At 74.4% G+C, this 18,443-nt stretch carries 17 protein-coding genes; 9 read left to right on the top strand and 8 right to left on the bottom strand.

Features of this window, described 5'->3' with window-relative positions:
* A complete protein-coding gene (locus tag C0216_RS31775; RefSeq protein WP_114059235.1) occupies positions 1-981 on the top strand; it encodes an AraC family transcriptional regulator in 981 nt (326 codons plus the stop codon).
* A gap of 352 nt (positions 982-1,333) precedes the next feature.
* Here the strand turns inward: C0216_RS31775 and C0216_RS31780 are convergent, their stop codons facing one another.
* The 3 genes from C0216_RS31780 to C0216_RS31790 form a co-directional block, all read right to left on the bottom strand.
* Complete coding sequence (locus C0216_RS31780) at positions 1,334-1,978, bottom strand: LysE family translocator (RefSeq protein WP_114059236.1); 645 nt, start codon at positions 1,976-1,978, stop codon at positions 1,334-1,336.
* Positions 1,975-2,472: a GNAT family N-acetyltransferase gene (locus C0216_RS31785; RefSeq protein ID WP_114059237.1), complete on the bottom strand. Its 498-nt coding sequence runs from the start codon at positions 2,470-2,472 to the stop codon at positions 1,975-1,977. The genes C0216_RS31780 and C0216_RS31785 overlap by 4 nt, the downstream gene beginning before the upstream one ends.
* A 98-nt stretch (positions 2,473-2,570) precedes the next feature.
* Positions 2,571-2,921: an anthrone oxygenase family protein gene (locus C0216_RS31790; protein ID WP_246043063.1), complete on the bottom strand. Its 351-nt coding sequence runs from the start codon at positions 2,919-2,921 to the stop codon at positions 2,571-2,573.
* Positions 2,922-3,242: 321 nt separating this feature from the next.
* Here C0216_RS31790 and C0216_RS31795 point away from each other — a divergent pair, with 321 nt between their 5' ends.
* Together C0216_RS31795 and C0216_RS31800 are read left to right on the top strand one after the other, a co-directional pair.
* A complete protein-coding gene (locus C0216_RS31795; protein WP_174250577.1) occupies positions 3,243-4,598 on the top strand; it encodes an AMP-binding protein in 1,356 nt (451 codons plus the stop codon).
* Positions 4,599-5,093: 495 nt separating this feature from the next.
* Positions 5,094-6,620 (top strand): FAD-dependent monooxygenase, encoded by a 1,527-nt coding sequence (locus C0216_RS31800; RefSeq protein WP_114059239.1) that lies wholly within the window; start codon positions 5,094-5,096, stop codon positions 6,618-6,620.
* A gap of 145 nt (positions 6,621-6,765) precedes the next feature.
* On the opposite strand, the gene C0216_RS31805 is transcribed toward C0216_RS31800, so the two are convergent.
* The 4 genes from C0216_RS31805 to C0216_RS31820 all read right to left on the bottom strand — a co-directional run bounded on the left by C0216_RS31805 (position 6,766) and on the right by C0216_RS31820 (position 10,508).
* Positions 6,766-8,256: a SulP family inorganic anion transporter gene (locus tag C0216_RS31805; protein WP_114059240.1), complete on the bottom strand. Its 1,491-nt coding sequence runs from the start codon at positions 8,254-8,256 to the stop codon at positions 6,766-6,768.
* Positions 8,253-8,843 (bottom strand): carbonic anhydrase, encoded by a 591-nt coding sequence (locus C0216_RS34175; RefSeq protein WP_114059241.1) that lies wholly within the window; start codon positions 8,841-8,843, stop codon positions 8,253-8,255. The genes C0216_RS31805 and C0216_RS34175 overlap by 4 nt, the downstream gene beginning before the upstream one ends.
* A 344-nt stretch (positions 8,844-9,187) precedes the next feature.
* Positions 9,188-9,541: a hypothetical protein gene (locus C0216_RS31815; RefSeq protein WP_114059242.1), complete on the bottom strand. Its 354-nt coding sequence runs from the start codon at positions 9,539-9,541 to the stop codon at positions 9,188-9,190.
* A 289-nt stretch (positions 9,542-9,830) separates the two neighbouring features.
* Positions 9,831-10,508 carry a ScbR family autoregulator-binding transcription factor gene (locus tag C0216_RS31820; RefSeq protein ID WP_114059243.1) on the bottom strand — a complete coding sequence of 226 codons (678 nt, stop codon included), beginning with the start codon at positions 10,506-10,508 and terminating at the stop codon, positions 9,831-9,833.
* Positions 10,509-10,645: 137 nt separating this feature from the next.
* Here C0216_RS31820 and C0216_RS31825 point away from each other — a divergent pair, with 137 nt between their 5' ends.
* Positions 10,646-11,491: an NAD(P)H-binding protein gene (locus tag C0216_RS31825; protein WP_114059244.1), complete on the top strand. Its 846-nt coding sequence runs from the start codon at positions 10,646-10,648 to the stop codon at positions 11,489-11,491.
* A gap of 135 nt (positions 11,492-11,626) precedes the next feature.
* Here C0216_RS31825 and C0216_RS31830 read toward each other — a convergent pair whose 3' ends face one another.
* Positions 11,627-12,628: a ScbA/BarX family gamma-butyrolactone biosynthesis protein gene (locus tag C0216_RS31830; RefSeq protein ID WP_114059245.1), complete on the bottom strand. Its 1,002-nt coding sequence runs from the start codon at positions 12,626-12,628 to the stop codon at positions 11,627-11,629.
* A 462-nt stretch (positions 12,629-13,090) separates the two neighbouring features.
* Here C0216_RS31830 and C0216_RS31835 point away from each other — a divergent pair, with 462 nt between their 5' ends.
* From C0216_RS31835 to C0216_RS31855, 5 genes are all read left to right on the top strand, one after another.
* Positions 13,091-13,714: a ScbR family autoregulator-binding transcription factor gene (locus C0216_RS31835; RefSeq protein ID WP_114059246.1), complete on the top strand. Its 624-nt coding sequence runs from the start codon at positions 13,091-13,093 to the stop codon at positions 13,712-13,714.
* Positions 13,715-13,946: 232 nt separating this feature from the next.
* On the top strand, positions 13,947-14,828 hold the full coding sequence (locus C0216_RS31840; protein WP_114059247.1) for an AfsR/SARP family transcriptional regulator: 882 nt from the start codon (positions 13,947-13,949) through the stop codon (positions 14,826-14,828).
* A gap of 151 nt (positions 14,829-14,979) precedes the next feature.
* Positions 14,980-15,675 carry a ScbR family autoregulator-binding transcription factor gene (locus C0216_RS31845; RefSeq protein WP_162793364.1) on the top strand — a complete coding sequence of 232 codons (696 nt, stop codon included), beginning with the start codon at positions 14,980-14,982 and terminating at the stop codon, positions 15,673-15,675.
* Positions 15,672-16,391, top strand: a complete 720-nt coding sequence (locus C0216_RS31850) for an acyl carrier protein (protein WP_162793365.1) — start codon at positions 15,672-15,674, stop codon at positions 16,389-16,391. Before C0216_RS31845 ends, C0216_RS31850 begins: the two co-directional genes overlap by 4 nt.
* Before the next feature lie 16 nt (positions 16,392-16,407).
* The gene (locus C0216_RS31855) at positions 16,408-18,279 is read left to right on the top strand and encodes a beta-ketoacyl synthase N-terminal-like domain-containing protein (RefSeq protein ID WP_114059250.1); all 1,872 of its coding nucleotides are present in this window, start codon (positions 16,408-16,410) and stop codon (positions 18,277-18,279) included.
* Positions 18,280-18,443 lie beyond the last annotated feature (164 nt).

Raw genomic sequence — 18,443 nt, forward strand, 5'->3', positions numbered from 1 at the left:
ATGGACATGATGAGCGGGCTGCTCGAAGGGCCCAAGGCGCGGGGTGCCGTCGTGCTGAAGTCCGTCTTCGATCCGCCCTGGGCGGTCCGCATCGAGGACCGGGCGCCGCTGACGGTCATGACGATGGTCCGGGGGGAGGGCTGGCTCTTTCCGGACGGGGGCGCACCCGTGCGGATCCGCCCGGGGGACGTCGCCGTCGTACGCGGTCCGGACCCGTACACGCTGGCGGACGAGCAGGGGACGCCGGTGCAGATCACCGTGGACGCCGAGCAGAACTGCAGCCTTCCGGACGGCACCGACGTCAACGGGGCGATGGATCTCGGAGTCCGGACCTGGGGCACGACGGTGCAGGATGCCGGGTCCGTCGTCATGCTCAGCGGCACCTACACCGAGCCGAGCGAGGTCGGGCGGCGGCTGCTGGGAGCCCTGCCGACCGTCCTCGTACGGCCGGCGGCCGAGGTCGACGCCACGCTGATCGGGCTGCTCGCATCCGAGGTCTCCCGCGACGAACCGGGCCAGGAAATCGTCCTCGACCGGCTGCTCGACCTGCTGCTGATCGGAGTGCTGCGCGCATGGCTCGCCGACCCGGGTTCGGGGGCACCGGGCTGGTACCGCGCTCAGTCCGACCCGGTCGTCGGACGGGCGGTGCGGCTGCTGCACGAGAACCCGGCCCACGGCTGGACGGTCGCAGAGCTCGCGCAGAAGACCGGGGTATCCCGGGCAGCACTGGCGCGACGGTTCGCGGAGGTCGTGGGGGAGCCTCCGATCGCGTACCTGACGGGGCTGCGGCTGGCGCTGGCCGCGGACCTCCTCCGCGAACCGGACGCCACTGTGGCGACCGTCGCCCGGCGGGTGGGCTACGGCTCGGCGTTCGCCCTGTCGACGGCGTTCAAACGAGTCCGCGGCCTCAGCCCGCAACAGTCCCGCACCCAGCCCGCCACATCGGCCCCGCCGACCCCGCCCGGCCCGGGGGAGCGTTAACGCCGTTAATGATCGCGGAGTGTTCCGCCCCGCCGCTGGGCGTTAACGGCGTTAACGGCCCCGGGCGCGTGGGGGGCGGCAGAGGGCCGCTGGGTGCGGGGGCATTAACGGCGTTAACGGTTGCCGGGGGTGAGGGGTGGGGAGGGGGCGACGCTCCGAGCGTTAACGGCGTTAACGGTCAGGCCTGGCGGTGGCAGGTGCCCAGCGTTAACGGCGTTAATGCCGGCCGGCCATCGGGGGTGGGGGAGGGGGTGGCGTTAACGGCGTTAATGGTTGAGGCGTGGGGCTCTCGGGGGAGGGGCGGCGTTAACGGCGTTAATGATCGTTCCGGTCCGGGGGCGGATGGTGTGTGTCAGGCGGAGACGGGGGTGCGGGTGAAAGCCGTGCGCAGGGCGAAGATGCCGAGGAGGCCGCCTGCCGCATACCGCTGGGCCGTCATGACGCGGGGGCGGGTGGCCAGGAATCCCGAGACACGTGCTGCGCCCAGCATGACCAGGGCGTTCACCGCGAGCCCCACGGTGATCTGCACGGCACCGAGCTGCAGCAGTTGCGCCCAGGCCGGGCCCGCCTGCGGGTCCATGAACTGGGGGAGGAGCGCGGCGTACATGAGAGCGATCTTGGGGTTGAGGAGGTTGGTGAGGAGCCCCATGGAGAACAGGCGGGCGTCGGAGACGGGAGGCAGGTCGTTGGACGGGGCGAAGGGCGAGCGGCCGCCGGGCTTGAGCATGTCCCACGCCAGGTAGGCCAGGTAGGCGGCTCCGGCGAGCTTGACCACCGTGAACGCCAGGGGGACGGCGGCGAACAGTGCGGACAGCCCGGCGGCCGCGGCCAGCAGGTAGCACAGGAATCCCACGGCGGTCCCGCTCAGACTGACCAGCCCTGCCCTGCGGCCCTGGGTGATCGCGCGTGAGGCGAGGTGGATCATGTTCGGTCCGGGGGTGAGGGCCATGCCCAGTTCGACCAGGGCGACTCCCCCCACTGCGGCCAGACTGATCACTGGACGACTCCTGCGGCAGGGGCGAGGGGGAGGACGCCCACCGCTTGGCCGCCTGAGGTTTCGCCTGTGAGGTGGAAGCCCAGATTCAGGTAGAACGGCTCCGGGGTGCCAGGGCCGGGTTCCCACGTCACGTAGGCGTGGGTCGCGCCGCGGCGGGCCAGTTCCGCCGTGACCGCCTCGACCGCGAAGCGGCCGTAGCCCCTGCCCTGGTGGGCGGCGGATATGTTCAGGCGCCAGATGCCGGAGCGGATGTCCGCGGGGTCCTTCTCGGGATTCCACGCGACGTCCAGGAACGCCATCACGAAGCCGACGACCTCGGTGCCGTCGGCGATGGCACGCGGCCAGGCGGCCGCCCCATGGACGTATGCCTCGGCAAGCGACTTGACCACGGGGGAGACCAGGTGTGACTGGTCGGGGCGGACTTCGACGGCGCAGACGGCGTCGAAGTTGGCTGCGGTCACCGGTTCCAGGCGCAGTTGTGCGGCAGTGCTCATGGGCGCACCCTATCCGGGGCCCCGGCACGCGTCTCCGTGCTCGACAGGCCGTCATGGCGGCTGGAGGTGCCGGGGGTTGCTCCCGTGCGGGGACTTCGTCAGCGGACTGCCAGGGTCCCGGCCAGGCAGGCCAGGGCGATCGTGCAGAGTGCCGTGCGCCAGCGGTTCGCGGGGACCCAGCGGGACTCGAACGCCTGCCGGACTGCCGCCGGGTCGGGGACGCGGTCCGCCGGACCCGCCTGCTCCAGGGCGTTGTTCAGCGGGATGTTGATCCGTCCCGTGACGGCGAGGGCGAGGACGTACGCGCACAGCGCGGCTGTCAGCAGGACGGCCGCCCGGCCCCCGCCGCCTGCAAGGTGCAGCGCGAGGGCGAGGCCGGTGAAGAGGAGGGCGCCCAGGAAGCCAGTGAGAAACCAGCCGTTCACGATCGCCGTGTTGATGCGCTGCATCACTCGATGAGCGTGCGGTCGTCGCAGCGCTTCAGAGCCGGCATCACCGACACGTCGAAGCGAAGAACAGGCCCGCCATGAGGCCCGTCGTGAGGGTGGCGGCGATGAGCGAGGCGAGTGCTGCGAGTTCCACGTCCGGGGCTCCCTGGTGTCGGTCGCGGTGCGGTGGTGGTGCCGGGTGCCGATCGTACGGGCGGGGACGGGTGCTGTCGCGGGTCTTGGTGAGGGCCCGGCGCGCGGTCGGTCGGCGCCGCGTAGGCCGTAGCCTGGCCGTGGAGCGCCGGGTGAGGGCATCCGGCATCGACCGGCAGGAGGCTGGGCGTGCTGACCGCACTGGACGGGGCGTACGGGGACCGCGCGGACGCGGTGAGTGTTGCCGGGCGGACCGCCTCGTACGAGGAGTTGCTGGCCGCGGCGCGCGCGGTCGCGGCCGACGTGGCCGGGGCGCCGGCGTTCGCCGTGACCGCGACGGCGTCCCTGGAGACGGTGGCTGCGGCGGTCGGCGGGCTGCTGGCGGGGGTGCCGTTCGTTCCGCTGCCGCCCGACGCCGGCCCGGCGGAGCGGGAGCACATCCTGCGGGACTCCGGGGCTGTAACCGTGGACGTGGACTTCGCACGCAGGGCAGCGGGAGCCCCGGCCGGTGCGGGCGGGGCGCCGGAGGATCCCGCGCTCGTGCTGTACACCTCCGGGACGACCGGTGCGCCCAAGGGGGTCGTCCTCACCCGTGCGGCCATCGCCGCCGACCTCGACGCCCTCGCCGAAGCCTGGCAGTGGAGCGCCGACGACACTCTCGTGCACGGGCTGCCGCTGTTCCACGTGCACGGTCTGGTGCTCGGTGTCCTCGGGGCGCTGCGCACCGGCAGCCGGCTTGTCCACACCGGCAGGCCGACCCCCGAGGCGTACGCGCAGGCCGGCGGCAGCCTCTTCTTCGGGGTGCCGACCGTGTGGTCCCGGATCGCCGCCGACGCGCAGGCCGCCCGCGCCCTGTCCGGGGCGCGGCTGCTGGTCTCCGGGAGCGCGGCCCTGCCCGCGCCGGTCTTCCGGGACCTGGAGCGGCTGACCGGGCTGCGGCCCGTGGAGCGGTACGGGATGACGGAGACCCTGATCACGGTGAGCGGGCGGGCCGGCGGGGAGGTGCGCCCCGGCACGGTCGGCACACCGCTGCCGGGGATCCGCACCCGGATCGCCGCCGAGCCCGGTGCGGAGATCGGGGAGCTCCAGCTCACCGGGCCGACGCTGTTCTCCGGGTACCTGGGGCGGCCGGAGGCCACCGCGGCCGCGTACACCGAGGACGGGTGGTTCCGTACGGGCGACATCGCCGCCGTCGACGAGGACCAGGTGCACCGGATCGTGGGGCGGGCCTCCATCGACATGATCAAGTCGGGTGGGTACCGGATCGGCGCCGGGGAGATCGAGAACGCCCTGCTGGACCACCCGAAGGTGCAGGAGGCGGCGGTTGTGGGTGTGCCCGACGCGGATCTGGGGCAGCGGATCGTGGCCTTCGTCGTCGCCGAGGGAGCGACCGGCGCCGAACTCACCGACTTCGTCGCCGCGCACCTGTCCGTGCACAAGAGGCCGCGGGAGGTCCGCTTCGTTGCGTCGCTGCCGCGGAACGCGATGGGCAAGCCGCAGAAGAAGCTGCTGCTCGCCGACGAGGCCGGGCCCGCGCCGAGGTAGTTTCGCTTCCCCTATCGGAATTTTGAGTCGCTTCAGTCGCTGACGGCGCGGGGGCAGGGGGTTGACCTGCAGTTCCGTGCAGGGACCGAAAGCGGGAGGGACCGAAAGCGGGAGGGACTGAGAGCGGGAGGGACCGAGAGCGGCGGCGCCGGTGGCGCCCCGGTCCCTCGGGTGCCGGCGCTGCTGCTCGTCGGCCCGTTCCTCCACGTCGCCGAGCTCCGTTCCGGAGGCGCTTCACGATGCCGTGTGGTGCGTCGTATGCCCGCGGGAGGCCGACCGGCCTTCCGCGGGCCGGCCGTTCGCTTTCCGTGCCGGAAGGCTCAACGACCTCGCAACTCGCCTGTGCTACAAGGCAGTTACACCTACTTCAGGCCGTTACGAAAGAACCGGCCATCCGGTATGGTTCCCGCGTCGTGCGGGGGACGCCGGCCGGCGGGCGCCCGTGCACCGATCGGGCACGGCTTCAGTCGAAGGCGAGCAGGGGGCGCATCGGATATGCAGACGCATGTGGTGATCATCGGCGGGGGGCCGGTCGGGCTGCTCATCGCCGCCGAACTGGCCGGGTACGGGGTCGACACCGTGGTGCTGGAGGCACAGGACGCGGTGTCCGAGCGGCCCAAGGCGACGACGCTCCACGCCCGGGCCGTGCAGTGCCTGGCCCGGCGCGGGCACCTCCCGGAGCACGTGCCGCTGTCGGCGGGCGGCGACGGCTGCGGCTGCCCGTTCCACTTCGCCGGGCTGCCCGGCCTGGTGATCACGGCGCCGGAAGGCGAGCCGGAGCCCATCCTCAAATGGCCGCAGGCCGAGCTGGAGCGGCTCTTCGAGGCCCGCGCCCGCAAGGCCGGCGCGCGGATCCTCCGCGGCCACCGGGTCGCGGCGATCAGCCAGGAACAGGAGCCGGAGCACAACCCGGAGGACGGCGCCGGCGCCGGGGGAGTGGTGACCGTCAGAGCCGAGGGGCCGCACGGCCCCCTGACCCTGACCGCCCGCTACGCGGTCGGCGCGGACGGCGCCCGCAGTACGGTCCGCGAGCAGGCGGGCATCACCTCCGAGACGCACCCCGCGACCGTCTCCGCGCTGACCGGCACCGTCCGGCTGCGCGACGGCGCCCTCGCCGACGGCTGGCACCGCACCCCGCACGGCTGGATCGTCGCCAAGAGCGATCCGCACACCGGGGACACACACATCCGCACCCTCAACTGCGCGGGCGCCCACAGCGAGCGGCACCTGCCGCCCACCCTCGACGAGTTGCGGCGTGAGGTCGCCTGGATCGCGGGCCGCCACATCGCGATGGACGAGCCGCGCTGGCTCGGCCGGTTCAGCGACTTCGCCCGCCTGGCCGGAACGTTCCGCCGGGGCCGCGTCTTCCTCGCCGGGGACGCCGCGCACGTGCACTTCCCGATCGGCGGCCAGGGCCTGAGCACCGGAGTGCTGGACGCCCTCAACCTCGGCTGGAAGCTCGCCCTCGCCGTCCGCGGCCAGGCGGGCCCCCGCCTCCTCGACAGCTACGACCGCGAACGCCGGCCCGCCGCCCGCAGGGTCCTCGACAACACCCGGGCCCAGCTCGCCCTGATGCGGCCCGGCCCCGAACTCGACGCCCTCCGCGCCCTCTTCGCCGCCCTGCTGTCGGCGGACCGGGACGCCGGACACCTGCGGAACATGATCAGCGCCCAGGACACGGTCCTCCCCGGCTGCACCGGGCGCACGCCCTCCGGAGGCGGGACGTTCCTGCCGAACGTCGCGCTCCGCACCCCGCAGGGGGAGACCGACGTCATCGGGCTGCTCCAGGAGGGCCGGCCCCTGCTGCTGTCCTTCGGGGACGGGGCCTGCGTACACCGGGAGACGGCCCGCGACTGGGAGGGCGTCCTGCGCGTGGTCCGCGCGCGCCCCGTGCCAGAGATCCCGTACGAGGCGCTGCTGGTGCGGCCTGACGGGTACGTGGCCTGGGCGCCGGGCGGGGAGGGGCTGGAGGCGGCGCTGTCCGAGCACTTCGCCGCGCCCGCGCCGGCGGTGCTGCCCTGACCGGTCCCGCACCCCCCGTACGGAAACGGAATCGGAAACGGAACCGGAGGTAGAGCTTCCGGCGAGTGTGCCGACGGGGCCCGCCGTGCGGTGGCGGCGGGCCCCGTCGGGTTGCCGGCGGCCGGTCCGGGCCTGCCCGGCCCGGTCAGACCGGGGAGGGCACCCCGACCGGTTCCGTCACCTCCGAGGCGTGCCGCTCGGCCCAGTTCTCCAGTGCCGTCCGGCAGGCGTGGTCGAGGTGGCGCAGGCCGCCGAGGTGTAGTTCGACGGGCCTGTCGTGCGGCAGCGACTCCAGGGTGTCGAGGATCTTCGGCAGCCGCAGGAAGGTGGCGTTGCCCGTCAGGTGGGCCTGGACGGGGCCGGCGCCCTTGTCGACGACCTCGACCCGGACGTGCGAGGTCTCCCACGCCGTCTTGGCCACGGCCAGGGCGAGTCCGACGAGCACCCCCTCGAACATGCCCACCGCCACGATTGCGAGGGCCGTGGCCACCAGGACGACGGCCTCTCCCCGGTGCTCCCGCCACAGCGACCCGATCTCCCGTACGGGGATCAGCTTGCAGCCGGCGTGTACCAGGACGCCCGCCAGCGCGGCCACGGGGATGACGCCGAGCGCGGCCGGCAGCAGCGCCGCGAACAGCAGCAGCCACACGCCGTGCAGCACGCGGGACGCCTTGGTCCGCGCGCCCGCCTGCACGTTCGCGGCGCTGCGGACGATGACAGCGGTCATCGGCAGGGCCCCGAGCAGTCCGCACACGGTGTTGCCGGCGCCCTGGGCCATGAGCTCCTTGTCGTACTCGGTGCGCGGCCCGTCGTGGAGCCGGTCGACGGCGGCGGCGCAGAACAGGCTCTCAGCCGAGGCGATCAGGGCGAACGCGAGGACGGTGCCGACGGCGCCGATGCCGGCGAGCTGCGCGAAGTCGCCCGCGCCCGGCGGGTTCACCGCGTCCAGCAGCCCCTGCACCTCGACCTTCGCCACCGGCAGCCCCAGCAGGTACACGGCGGCCGTGGCCAGTCCGACCGCGGCGAGCGGTCCCGGCACCGTCTGCACGGCCTTCGGGAGCCGCTTCCACAGCACCAGCACGGCGATGGTCCCGGCGCCGACGGCGAGTGCGGCCGGCGAGGCGGTGGAGCCGAGGGCTCCGGCCAGGGTGCCCGGCAGCTGAAGGATCTTGTCCAGTCCGCTGGAGGGCGCCTTGACCTCGGCCATCGCGTACAGCTGGCCCGCGATGAGGACCAGCCCGATGCCGGCGAGCATGCCCTCGACGACCGCGAGGGAGATGGCGCGGAAGAACCGGCCGAGCCGCAGCGCGGCCATCAGCATCTGGAGCAGTCCGGCCGACAGGACGAGCACGCCCAGCGCGGCCACCCCGAACTCCTGGACGGCTTCGAAGACGAGCACGGTCAGGCCCGCGGCGGGCCCCGACACCTGGAGGCTGCTGCCCCGCATCGCGCCGGCGACGATCCCGCCGACGATCCCGGTCACCAGGCCGAGTTCGGCGGGCACCCCGGAGGCGACGGCGACGCCCACGCACAGCGGGAGGGCGACGAGGAAGACGACGACCGAGGCCCCGAAGTCGCGGGCCAGGCTCGACGGGTCGGGCAGCCGCCGTCCGGCGGTCTTGTCGTGCGCGCTCACAGGGCGAGGAAGGCGTCGGCGTCCGGCTGGTGGGCCAGTACGGAACCTGTGTGGACCTCGTAGAACCAGCCGTGCAGCCGCAGCCGGCCGTCGGCCAGCCGCGCTGCCGCGCTCGGGTAGGCGCGCAGCCGGTCGAGCTGGTCCAGGACGTGGGCCTGGACCGGGCGGGAGAGGTCGGGCGGCGCGGTGCCGGCGCCGGCCGGGAGGGGGGTGGCCTGCTCCAGCCATTCGCGGACCGCGGGCACGGCGGTGAGGTCGTCCCCGCGGGCCATGGCGCCGACGGCGCCGCAGTGGGAGTGTCCGCACACGATGATGTCGGAGACCTCTAACACCTCGATGGCGTACTCGATGGTGGCGGATTCGCCGGCCGGGTGGGGCTGGTCGTGCCGGGGGACGATGTTGCCCGCGGTGCGCAGCTCGAACAGCTCGCCGGGGCGGGCCCCGGTGATCAGGGCCGGGACGACCCGGGAGTCGGAACAGGTGATGAACAGGGCCTGCGGGGACTGGCCGGAGGCGAGCCGGCTCAGTTCCTCCGGCTGCACGTTGAGCTCCGGGAAAGCGCGGGCGTGCTCGATGAGGTGTTGCATGTCATGCCTCCTGATGCGTCTGAGGGCGCGTCGGTGTGACGTGTGCTGTGACGTGTGCTGTGACGTGAGTAAGGAGTGACTCAAGGGGTGCTAGAGGATGGAATGAGTCCGAAAAACGTCGGTACGGGTGGCAGGTAGGCTGCGTTCCGAGCGCGTCGGAGTGCCGTGCCGATGGGCGTGCGGAGGCAGCGCGGGACGGTGGGCGGCCGCACGCGTTCCGGCGTACGGGGCTCCACGGCGCGGGGTGCGGGCGTACGGTGGCACGCGCGGCGGCGGCAGGTACGGCGGACCGGGGTGGGGTCGGCCGCCGGAGGCGGGCGTTGTGGCGCGGTGTGCGGCGCTGTTCAGCAGCGGAACGCCTGGATCGCTGCGAGGCGTCTCGACCCCGACATGCCGGCCGGCACGCAGGGGCCGGAGGTGTCGGCGGCGGTCGCGGGCCTGGCTCCGTCCGCTGGGCGGGCGCCGCTCCGGCCGGGCCGGTCCACGCCGGTGGACCCGGAGCGGACGGCGTTGCGGCAGTGGCCCGGGGCGGATTTCGCCGCGGGCGCGGCCTCGTCGCACAGCGGGCTCTCCGTGCCGACGGCGAGCGCCGGCACGGGGCGGCTCTCGGGTACCCCGTCACCGCGGGCCAACAGCAGGGCCAGAAGGGTGGCGGCCAGCGTCGCCAAGAGGAACCGGCCGGTTCGGGATCGTGTCACGGTTCGGCTCCTCCCACGGCAAGAATCGGTGCACGCAACAGCGGACCGGGGGCACGGCGGCCGCCCCCTGACGGTGACGCTAGCACCTCAACCTTGAGTGGAACGTTAACCGGACGTGACCAAAGCCCCTCGGGAGTGGCCGGATTCCGAGGGGTCGGGGCTGTCGCGCGCCGCCCCGAAGAAGGTTCACGGGAGCGGCAGTTGGGAGGCGGCGGCCGGAGCGGCCGCGCCTGCCGCGTCGGCGCCGGGCCGGGCGGCGGGCGTGCCCCGGGCCCGGCGGCGGCGGTCGTCAGGCGGCGCCGGCGGGCGCGGCCTCACGGGCGGCGGCGAGGTTCTCCATGGCCTCCGCGTACACGGCGGCGCCCCGGTGCTCGGACAGGTCCAGCGCGGCCAGCACGGAGGGGATGACCACGCTCGGCAGGACGTGGCGCATCAGCGCCGACACCCGGCCCACCAGGTCCTGGTACTCGCAGATTGCCTGCGACATCGACTGGATGCCCGCGAAGGACCCGACGATGACGTCGGCGGTCTCGGAGGGCACGACGTGCGGCAGCAGCTCGCCTTGCGCCTGCGCCCGCTGGAGCAGCTCCAGGCCGACCTCGCCCCACCGCAGGAACGGGCCGCTGCGGTCCAGGCCCTGGGCCAGCTGGTCCATCGACAGGCGGACCCCGGCGCGCACCATCGGGTCGGTCTGGAGGCGGTGCGCGTGCAGCATCACCACATCCACGATCTCCTGCATCTTGGATGCCCGCGGCGGGACGGAGAGCTGCTGGTCCTGTTCGGCGAGGACTCCCTGCGCGAGGTCTTCCTTCGACTGGAAGTGGAAGTACAGTGCCCCCTTCGTCACCCCTGCGGTGGTGAGGATCTCGGAGATCGTCGCCGCCTGGTAGCCGCGCTCTTCGAAGATCTTGGCCGCTGCGGAGAGGATCGTCTTGCGTGTGCGGATGGCACGGACCTGCTCAGCCACGTGACACCTTCCTCCTCGGGTTGGGCGAACCGATGAAGGCTCAGAAAAAACCGTCCAGTTCGTATTTTACAAAGCGTAACGGCTCCGAGGACCCTGCACCACTAACAGGTGTAACTTTCAGTCAAGTTGGGACGCCCATGATCCTTGTGACCGGCGGCAGCGGCACGATCGGCCGCGAAGTGCTCCGCCTCCTCCCCTCCGACGTGTGCGTTCGCGTGATGGCCCGGGTGCCGGAACGCGTCGTGGGAGCGCCCGCGGCCGCCGAGGTCGTCCACGGCGACTTCGGCGATCCGCGCTCCGTGGCGGCCGCCTTGGAGGGCGCGGACGCGGTCTTCCTCGTCACCAGCCGTGTGGAGGAGGACGACGGCCGGTTCCTGCAGGCCGCGCGGTCCGCCGGGGTGGGGCACATCGTCAAGCTCTCCGCCGCCGCGGTCGAGGACCCCCTCGCCGACGACGCCGTCACCCGCTGGCAGCGGCGCAACGAGGAACTGCTGCGCACCTGCGGGACGGCTTGGACCCTGCTGCGCCCCCGCTCCTTCATGTCGAACGCGCTCTCCTGGGCCGGGTCCGTCCGCGAGCAGGGGGTGGTGCGGGCCCTCCACGGCTGCTCGCCCAACTCCTGCGTCGACCCCCGGGACGTCGCCGAGGTGGCCGTACGGGCGCTCACCGGGCTGATACCGCCGGGCGGGGCGCACACGCTGACCGGTCCCGAAGCGCTCACCGCCGCCGGGCAGACGGCCATGCTCGCCGGGCTGCTGGGGCGGCCGCTGCGGTTCGAGGAACTGGGTGCGGAGCAGGCGCGCGCCGTGCTCGCCGCCCGCTACCCCGCGGAGGTCGTCGAGGCGCTGCTGAAGAGCGCGGAGCGGCAGCGGGCCGGGGCGAAGGCCGCCGTGGGCGCTGCGGTTCCATGCCTGCTGGGGCGGCCTGCAGGCTCATTCCGCCGGTGGGCGGCCGACCACCTGGCGGCCTTCGCCGGCGGGTGACGGCCCGGCGCCGGGCCGGCCGGGCGGCGGCGGGTGGCCGGGCGAGCGGGGGGTGGCGGCGGGCGTGGGGGGTGGTGGCGGCGGGCGTGGGGGGTGGTGGCGTACGCGGCGCCGCTCCGGGGCCCGGCCTGGCCGTCACGACCCGTGGCGGCCCGCCCTGACCGTGGAGCTGAAGACGGCCTCGCCCGCCTGGCGGGCCGTCACCACCACGGTCTCCTCGCCGTCGGGGCCGGTGTGCGGGGCGCGCACCGCCTCGATCATGCAGGGGGTGTCCAGCTCCGCGTACTTCGTGAACTCGCTGGCCAGGCCGAGGGGCAGGTAGGAGGAGCGGCCGAGCGCGGCGGCCGTGGCCTGGCGGGCGGCCTCCAGCAGGACCATGCCCGGCACGTGGTCCACCGCGTGCTCGAACAGCACGGGGTGGCTCGTGTCCACGCGCAGCCGCCAGAGGTCCTGCTCGCCGGTGGGGGAGAGCACGACGTCCATGGGCGACATGCGGCCCACGCTCTGCGGGGCCGCCGGGCTGATCAGCGGCAGCCGGTACCAGTCGCCGTCGAGGGTGTGGCCGCTGCGGATCCGGCGGTAGACGGCGGGCGCCATGCAGGAGAAGGAGCCGCCGCCGGTGGCGACGACGTGGCCGTCCCGGTGCAGGACCGCCTCGAAGCGCAGACCTGACAGAGCGGTTCCGCGCCGGTTGACCTCGGTGCAGGTGACGTCGATCGTCAGTGCAGCGGGTTCGAGGCCGACCCGCAGGTGCCGGGGCTCGACGTCGATGTGGATGTCCCGGATGGCGAAGTGGTGGCCGAACGGCACGCCGAACTCGGCGTGCCCCAGCAGGATCCCGATCTGGCGGACGGTCTCGCAGGCGATCAGCGGGTCGTGGTGGCCGCCGGCGACGGGGGTGAAGAAGCTGTGGCCGCGCGGCCACTGGGCCGCCATCACGAAGTGCGTGTCGTCCACTCTGGCCCAGTCGGTGAGCACCACCTCGGCGACGGCCGAGCGGTGCACCAGCTCCTTCGGGACCGTCGTCGTCAGCGGTGTGGAGAAGGAACTGCCGGGCCGGGCGGCGAAAGCCGCGAAGGCCGCCCTCATGTCTCCGTCGAACGTGGTGCGCTCAACCTGGAACGTGCTCGCAGACATCGATCCCCCCTGGGTCCGTTTGAGAGCGAGTCGGGTGCGGGTTGCCCTTGGCCGGGAAAACTACATACCAACCGGTTTAATTTCTAGTGGCTGTCGGAGCGCGATGCCGAAATTGGCGGACGCGTTGACTCCGTGTTGCCCGCCCCTTGCCCGCGAGTTGGCTCCCGTCCGGCGTTTCCGCTGGTCGCTGTGGTGTGGGGGTGGGGGAGGGGCATGAGTCGGCCCTGAGTGGCCCTTGAGGGGGCCTCGAACGAACCGTGCCGTGACGGGAGGCCGGGCGTGTCCGAACTGCGCCCCTGTGGCGGGTTGCGTGTCGACGTGCTGTAAAAACCGCTTGGGCGGTTTGTTAGAGTCGTCGTCAGTTGGGGCCGCTGGCCTGCCCCCTTCCGTGTGCGCGGCTTCCGAGCACGACTCCGGTCCGTCTTCGGCGAGCACGGCACCCCGGCACTGACGGAGCAGTCGATGACCAAGCAGGAGCGCGCCGTCCGCACGCGTGGAACGCTGATCCGGTCCGCAGCCGAGGTCTTCGGCAGAGAGGGGTACTCGGTCGCCTCGCTCGCCGCGATCAGCTCGCTGGCCGGGGTGAGCAACGGGGCCCTGCACTTCCACTTCGCGAGCAAGGCCGTCCTGGCCGACGCCGTCGAGGCCGCCGCCCTCGCGCGCCTTGCGGAGCTGGTCGGCGGGCCGCTCCCGGCGCCCGGCGCGGGCCGGGTGCAGCATCTCGTCGACGTGACCCACCGCCTTGCCGGTGCCCTGCGCGCCGACCCCGTGCTCCGGGCCGGCTTCCAGTTGGCCGGAGAGTCCTCCCGCCCGCCCCGGCACGACCTGCGCGGGCACTGGCGCGCCTGGGTCGAGGAGGCCGTACGGGGCGCGGAGGCGGCCGGGGAGCTCCGTGCCGGGGTGGCGGTGCGGGACGCGGCGGCCGCCGTGGCCGCGGCCACCACGGGCCTGGAGGTCCTCGGCGCCCGCGACGCGGAATGGCTCTCGGCCGCCGCGGTCGCCGGGCTCTGGCGGCTGCTGCTTCCGGCCCTCGTGCCGGAAGCGGCCGTCAAGGGGATCGAGGTCGCGGGAGCCCGCCCGCTGTAGAGACCCTCCGGTCTGTTTCAGGCGGGACGCGACATGATTCCGGTGAGATGCGGCTGTGGTCCGCGAGGTTGCCGCCTGGTCACACACGCGTGAACTCGCCTACTGAACAGGCAAGTTGAGCGAGCCTCAAGGGTGACCGGGCATCAAAACAGCACGGTCGGTTTTGTATTGACAAACCGTCGGACCTGTTTTTTACTGAGTGCGGCTCATCCACGAACCAGGGGAGTACGGCGTGGACATCGAAGTACTGGGCACACTGGCGGTTCGGGAACAGGGCGTCTCCATTACGCCGACCGCCCCCAAGCCGCGACAGGTTCTGGCGCTGCTCGCGCTCCATGCCGACCAGGTCGTCCCGGTCTCGGCCCTCATCGAGGAGCTGTGGGCGGGCACCCCGCCGCGCAGCGCCCGCACCACCCTCCAGACATACGTCCTCCAGCTGCGGGCCCTCATCGCCGCAGCCCTCGACGAGGCCGCCGCCCGGTCCGCCGGGACCGGCCCGGACGGGCACCCCGCGGAGGGCGCGGCGGCCGCAGGCCGGCGCACCGCCAAGGACGTCCTCGTCACCCTGCCCGGCGGCTACCTGCTCAACAGCGGCGGCGGCACCAGCGACGTCCGCGAGTTCGACCGCCTCGCCGGCATGGGCTACCGCGCCATGGACGCGGACGACTTCCCCGGCGCGGCCCGGCTGCTCCGCGAGGCGCTGTCCCTGTGGTCCGGCCCGGCCTTCGCCGACGTCCAGGGCGGCGTCCAGCTCGACATGGAGACGCGGCGGCTGGAGGAGACCCGGCTCTGCGCCCTCGACCAGCGCATCGAGGCCGACATGCGCCTCGGCCGGCACCGCGAGCTGCTCGCCGAGCTCACCGTCCTCGTCAGCCGCTACCGCACCCACGAGAACCTGCACGGCCAGTTCATGCTGGCCCTGCACCGCTCCGGCCGCCGCGGCGAAGCCCTCGACGTCTACCAGCGGCTGCGCGCCACCCTCGTGCGGGAGCTGGGCATCGAACCCTCCGCGGCCCTGCGCAGACTGCAGCGCTCCATCCTGATGGCGGCCCCGGAGAACCAGCTCGACAGCGCCGCCAAGGCGGCCAGCGAGCGGCTCGTGCGCGTCGGCTGACATGGCCGGCGCGCGCAGGACCACAGCCGGGGCCGCGGGCGCCGCGGCCGGGACCGCAGGCAGGGCCGCGGCCGGGACCGCAGGCAGGGCCGGGGCCGCGGGCGGCGCGGGCAGGGCCGGCGGCAGGGCCGCAGGCCGGGGAGGCGGAGCCGTGCAGGAGAGGTCGGAGCGCACCCGCCGGCGGCTCGTCCGGGCCGGCGCCGAGATGTTCCACCGCAACGGCTACGCGCAGTCCACGCTCGGCGACATCGCCCGCACCGCCGGCGTCACCAAGGGCGCCCTGTACTTCCACTTCGGCTCCAAGGACGAACTCGCCGAAGCCGTCCAGCAGCGCGGTGCAGCCCTCCTCGGCGAGACCGTGCACGAGCTGCGCGCCGCCGGGGCCTCCCCGCTGCAGGCGCTGGTCACCACCACGCACTGGCTGGCCCGCGCCCTGCACGACGACCCCGCCGTCCCGGCGAGCTTCCGCATCACCAAGGAGTGCACCGGCCGGCCCGCCGGGACCGCGGACTTCCACCGGGCATGGCTCGGCGCCGTCCGCACGCTGCTGCGGCAGGCCCGCGATGCGGGCGAACTGCGGCCGGGGCTCGGCTGGGAGAGCGCGGAGTCGCTCGTCGCCGCGGCCGCCTGCGGTATCGAGGCCCTCGCCGCCGCCGGCATGCCGAACGACGAACTGCGCAGCAGGGTCGCCGCCATGTGGGAGCTGCTGCTGCCCGGCCTCGTCCCCGGCACTGCCGCCGCCGCGTACGCCCTCCGCCCGCCCGGGGAGGAGCCGGCCGGGCCGCCCGCGCCCGTGGCGGCGCCGCGCCGCCCCGGTACCGCCGAACCCCTGGAGTGCCGCCGATGACGACCGGTGAACACCCGCTCCCCGAAGCCGCACCCGCACCCCCGCCCGCCGAGGTCCTGGCCGACGTCGTCGGCGTCCTCGGCGACGTCCTGCGAATCGACGCCGCCCGGATCGACCCGCGGCAGACCTTCCGGTCCCTCGGCATGGACTCCCTGCTGACCGTCGAACTCGTCGCGGTCGTCAACGCCCGCCACGGCACGGCCATCCTCCCGACCGACCTCTACGACCACCCCACCCCGGAGTCGTTCGCCGCGCAGGTGGCCGCGGAACTGCACCGGACCGCCGCCCCCCGCCCCCGCCCCGGCCGCCGCCCGGCGCAGGCGCCGCCTGCCGCCGCGGAATCAGGCCCGCCGGCATCCCCGCCCGCCGGAGAGATCGCCGAGGTGCTGCGCGAACAGCTCGCCGCCGTCCTCGGCTGCGACGTGTGGGAGATCGGCCCCGCCGCCGACTTCACCGGCCTCAACGTGGACTCCGTCCTCGGCGCCGAGTTCGTCGCCACCCTCAACCGCACCTTCGGCCTGCGGGAACGCGCGGTCGTCCTCTACGACCACCCCGACCTGGCCGCCCTGTCCGAGCACGTCGCCGGACTCCTGCGGACCGCGCCGCGCCCACCCGCTGCCCCCGGCGCGCGCGAGCTCGACGTCCTGCTCGACGCCGTGCGCGACGACCGGCTCACCGTGGACGAAGCCCTCGTCCTGCTGTCGCGGCACGGCTAGCAGAAGTCGCGTCCGGATGGACGAGAGGGAGATCCTGACCCGGTTCCGCGACGGGACACTGGACCGCGGACAGGCCATGGCCCTGCTCGCCGGAGCCGTCCCGGCGCCCGCGCCGGTCGCCCCTCCTGCCGCTTCTGCCGCCCCGGTTGTCCCGGCCTGCCCGGCCGCCCCGGCTGGCCCGGTCGCGCCGCCGCCCGGTGCGGCCCCCGTGCCGCGCCGCGAGGAGGCCGCTGCCGCCGCGCCGGTCGCCGTCGTCGGCATGGCCCTCCGCCAGCCGCAGGCCCCCGACACCGCCGCCGTGTGGCGGCAGCTGCGCCGCGGGCACTCCACCGCCTCCGCCCCGCCGCCCGGCCGGGCAGCCACCGGCACCGGCCACTACCTGGACGCCGTACAGGACTTCGACGCCGAGTTCTTCGGCATCGACCCCGCCGACGCCGCGCTCGCCGACCCGCAGGAACGGCTCTTCCTCGAGACCGCCTGGGAGGCGCTGGAAGACGCCGGCTGCACCGGAAGCCGCCTCGACGCCCTGCGCACCGACGACGGCACACCCCGCAGCGTCGGCGTGTACGCGGGCGCCGGCAGCGGTGAATACGCCCTGCTCGCCGCCGCTGCCGCCGCCGCTGCCGCCGCCGCGGACGGCGAGCCGGGCGGCGGCGGCCCGCTGCCCCGCCCCGACACCTGGAACCTCGCCAACCGCGTGTCCGCGCTGCTGCACCTGACCGGCCCCAGCCTCACCCTCGACACCGCAGAGTCCTCCGTCCTGGTCGCCCTCCATCACGCGCTGGCCGCGCTGCGCCGCGGGGAGTGCCGGGCGGCCCTCGTCGGCGGCGTACGGCTGCTGCTGCACCCCTCCGGCCGGCCTTCCGGAGCGGGCGAGGCCGTCGGCGCCGTCGTGCTGAAACCCCTCGAACGGGCCCTCGCCGACGGGGACACCGTGCACTGCCTCGTCCGCGGCAGCGCCGTCGGGTACGTCCCCGCCGGACCGGACGCGGCCGGGGCGCCCGCGGAGCGGCTCGTCCGGGCCGCCCTCCGCGAGAGCGGCCCCGGTGCGGCCGCGCCGCCGCCTGTGGAGGACGCCGCCTCGGTGGCCGCCGCCGTCGGCGACGCCGGGGCCGCCACCGGCGTGGCCGTGCTCGCCCGCGCCGTGCTCCGACTGCGCCACGGCACACCGCTGCCCCGGCCCGGCCGGCCCCCGGCCGAGGACGCGGATCCGGCCGGCACGGTCGATCCGGCCCGCACGGCGGGCCCGGAGCGCGCCGCGGTCCGCGTACGGGGTGCGGGCGGCGTGGAGGCGTACGCGGTCCTGGAGGCGTACGCCCCCGGGCGGGCCGCACCGCCGCCGCAAGCCGCCGGGACCGTACGGGTCCGGGCCGGGGAGCGGGCCGGCGAGCGGGCCGGGGAACCGGGCGCGGAGGAGGCCGAACTGGTGCTGCTCTCCGGGCCCACCCCGGCCCATCTGGCCGCCACGGCACACCGGTTGGCCGGCTTCCTCGCCGCCCCGGGCCCCGCGCCCGGGCTGGCGGCCGTCGCCCGCAGCCTCCGCACCGGCCGTGCGCCCATGCCCTGCCGGTACGCCGTGCTCGCCACCGACACCGAGCGGCTGGCCCGACAGCTCGCCGGCCTCGCCCCGCAGGACGCGACCGACCTCCGCCACGGCGGCGCCGACCCGCTGCGCCTGGGCGCCGTGCCCGAGACCCGCGCCTACCTCGCCGCCCTGTGGGCGGGCCGCCGCCTGGACCAGCTCCGCGACCTGTGGCTGGCCGGCGTCGACGTGGACTGGGCCGTGCTGGAGCAGGGCCGGTCCGGGGCCGGGGCGGCGGTCGTCCCGCTGCCGCCGTCGGCGTTCCTGCGCAGCACCCACTGGCTCGGCGGCGGCCCCGCCCGGTAGCGCACGCGGACATGGGCCGTGCCGCACGCCCGCCGCGGGGCGGCAGACCGGCCCGGCCGCGCCCTGCTTTTCCCGTAACTTCTCTGCGAACCGTCCTCGAGTCGCCTTCCGCGGGCCTTCCGGGCATCGTCCGGTCTTTTTCCGGCGGCCGAACCGGAAAACGC

The sequence above is a fragment of the Streptomyces globosus genome, assembly GCF_003325375.1.
GTDB lineage: Bacteria > Actinomycetota > Actinomycetes > Streptomycetales > Streptomycetaceae > Streptomyces > Streptomyces globosus_A.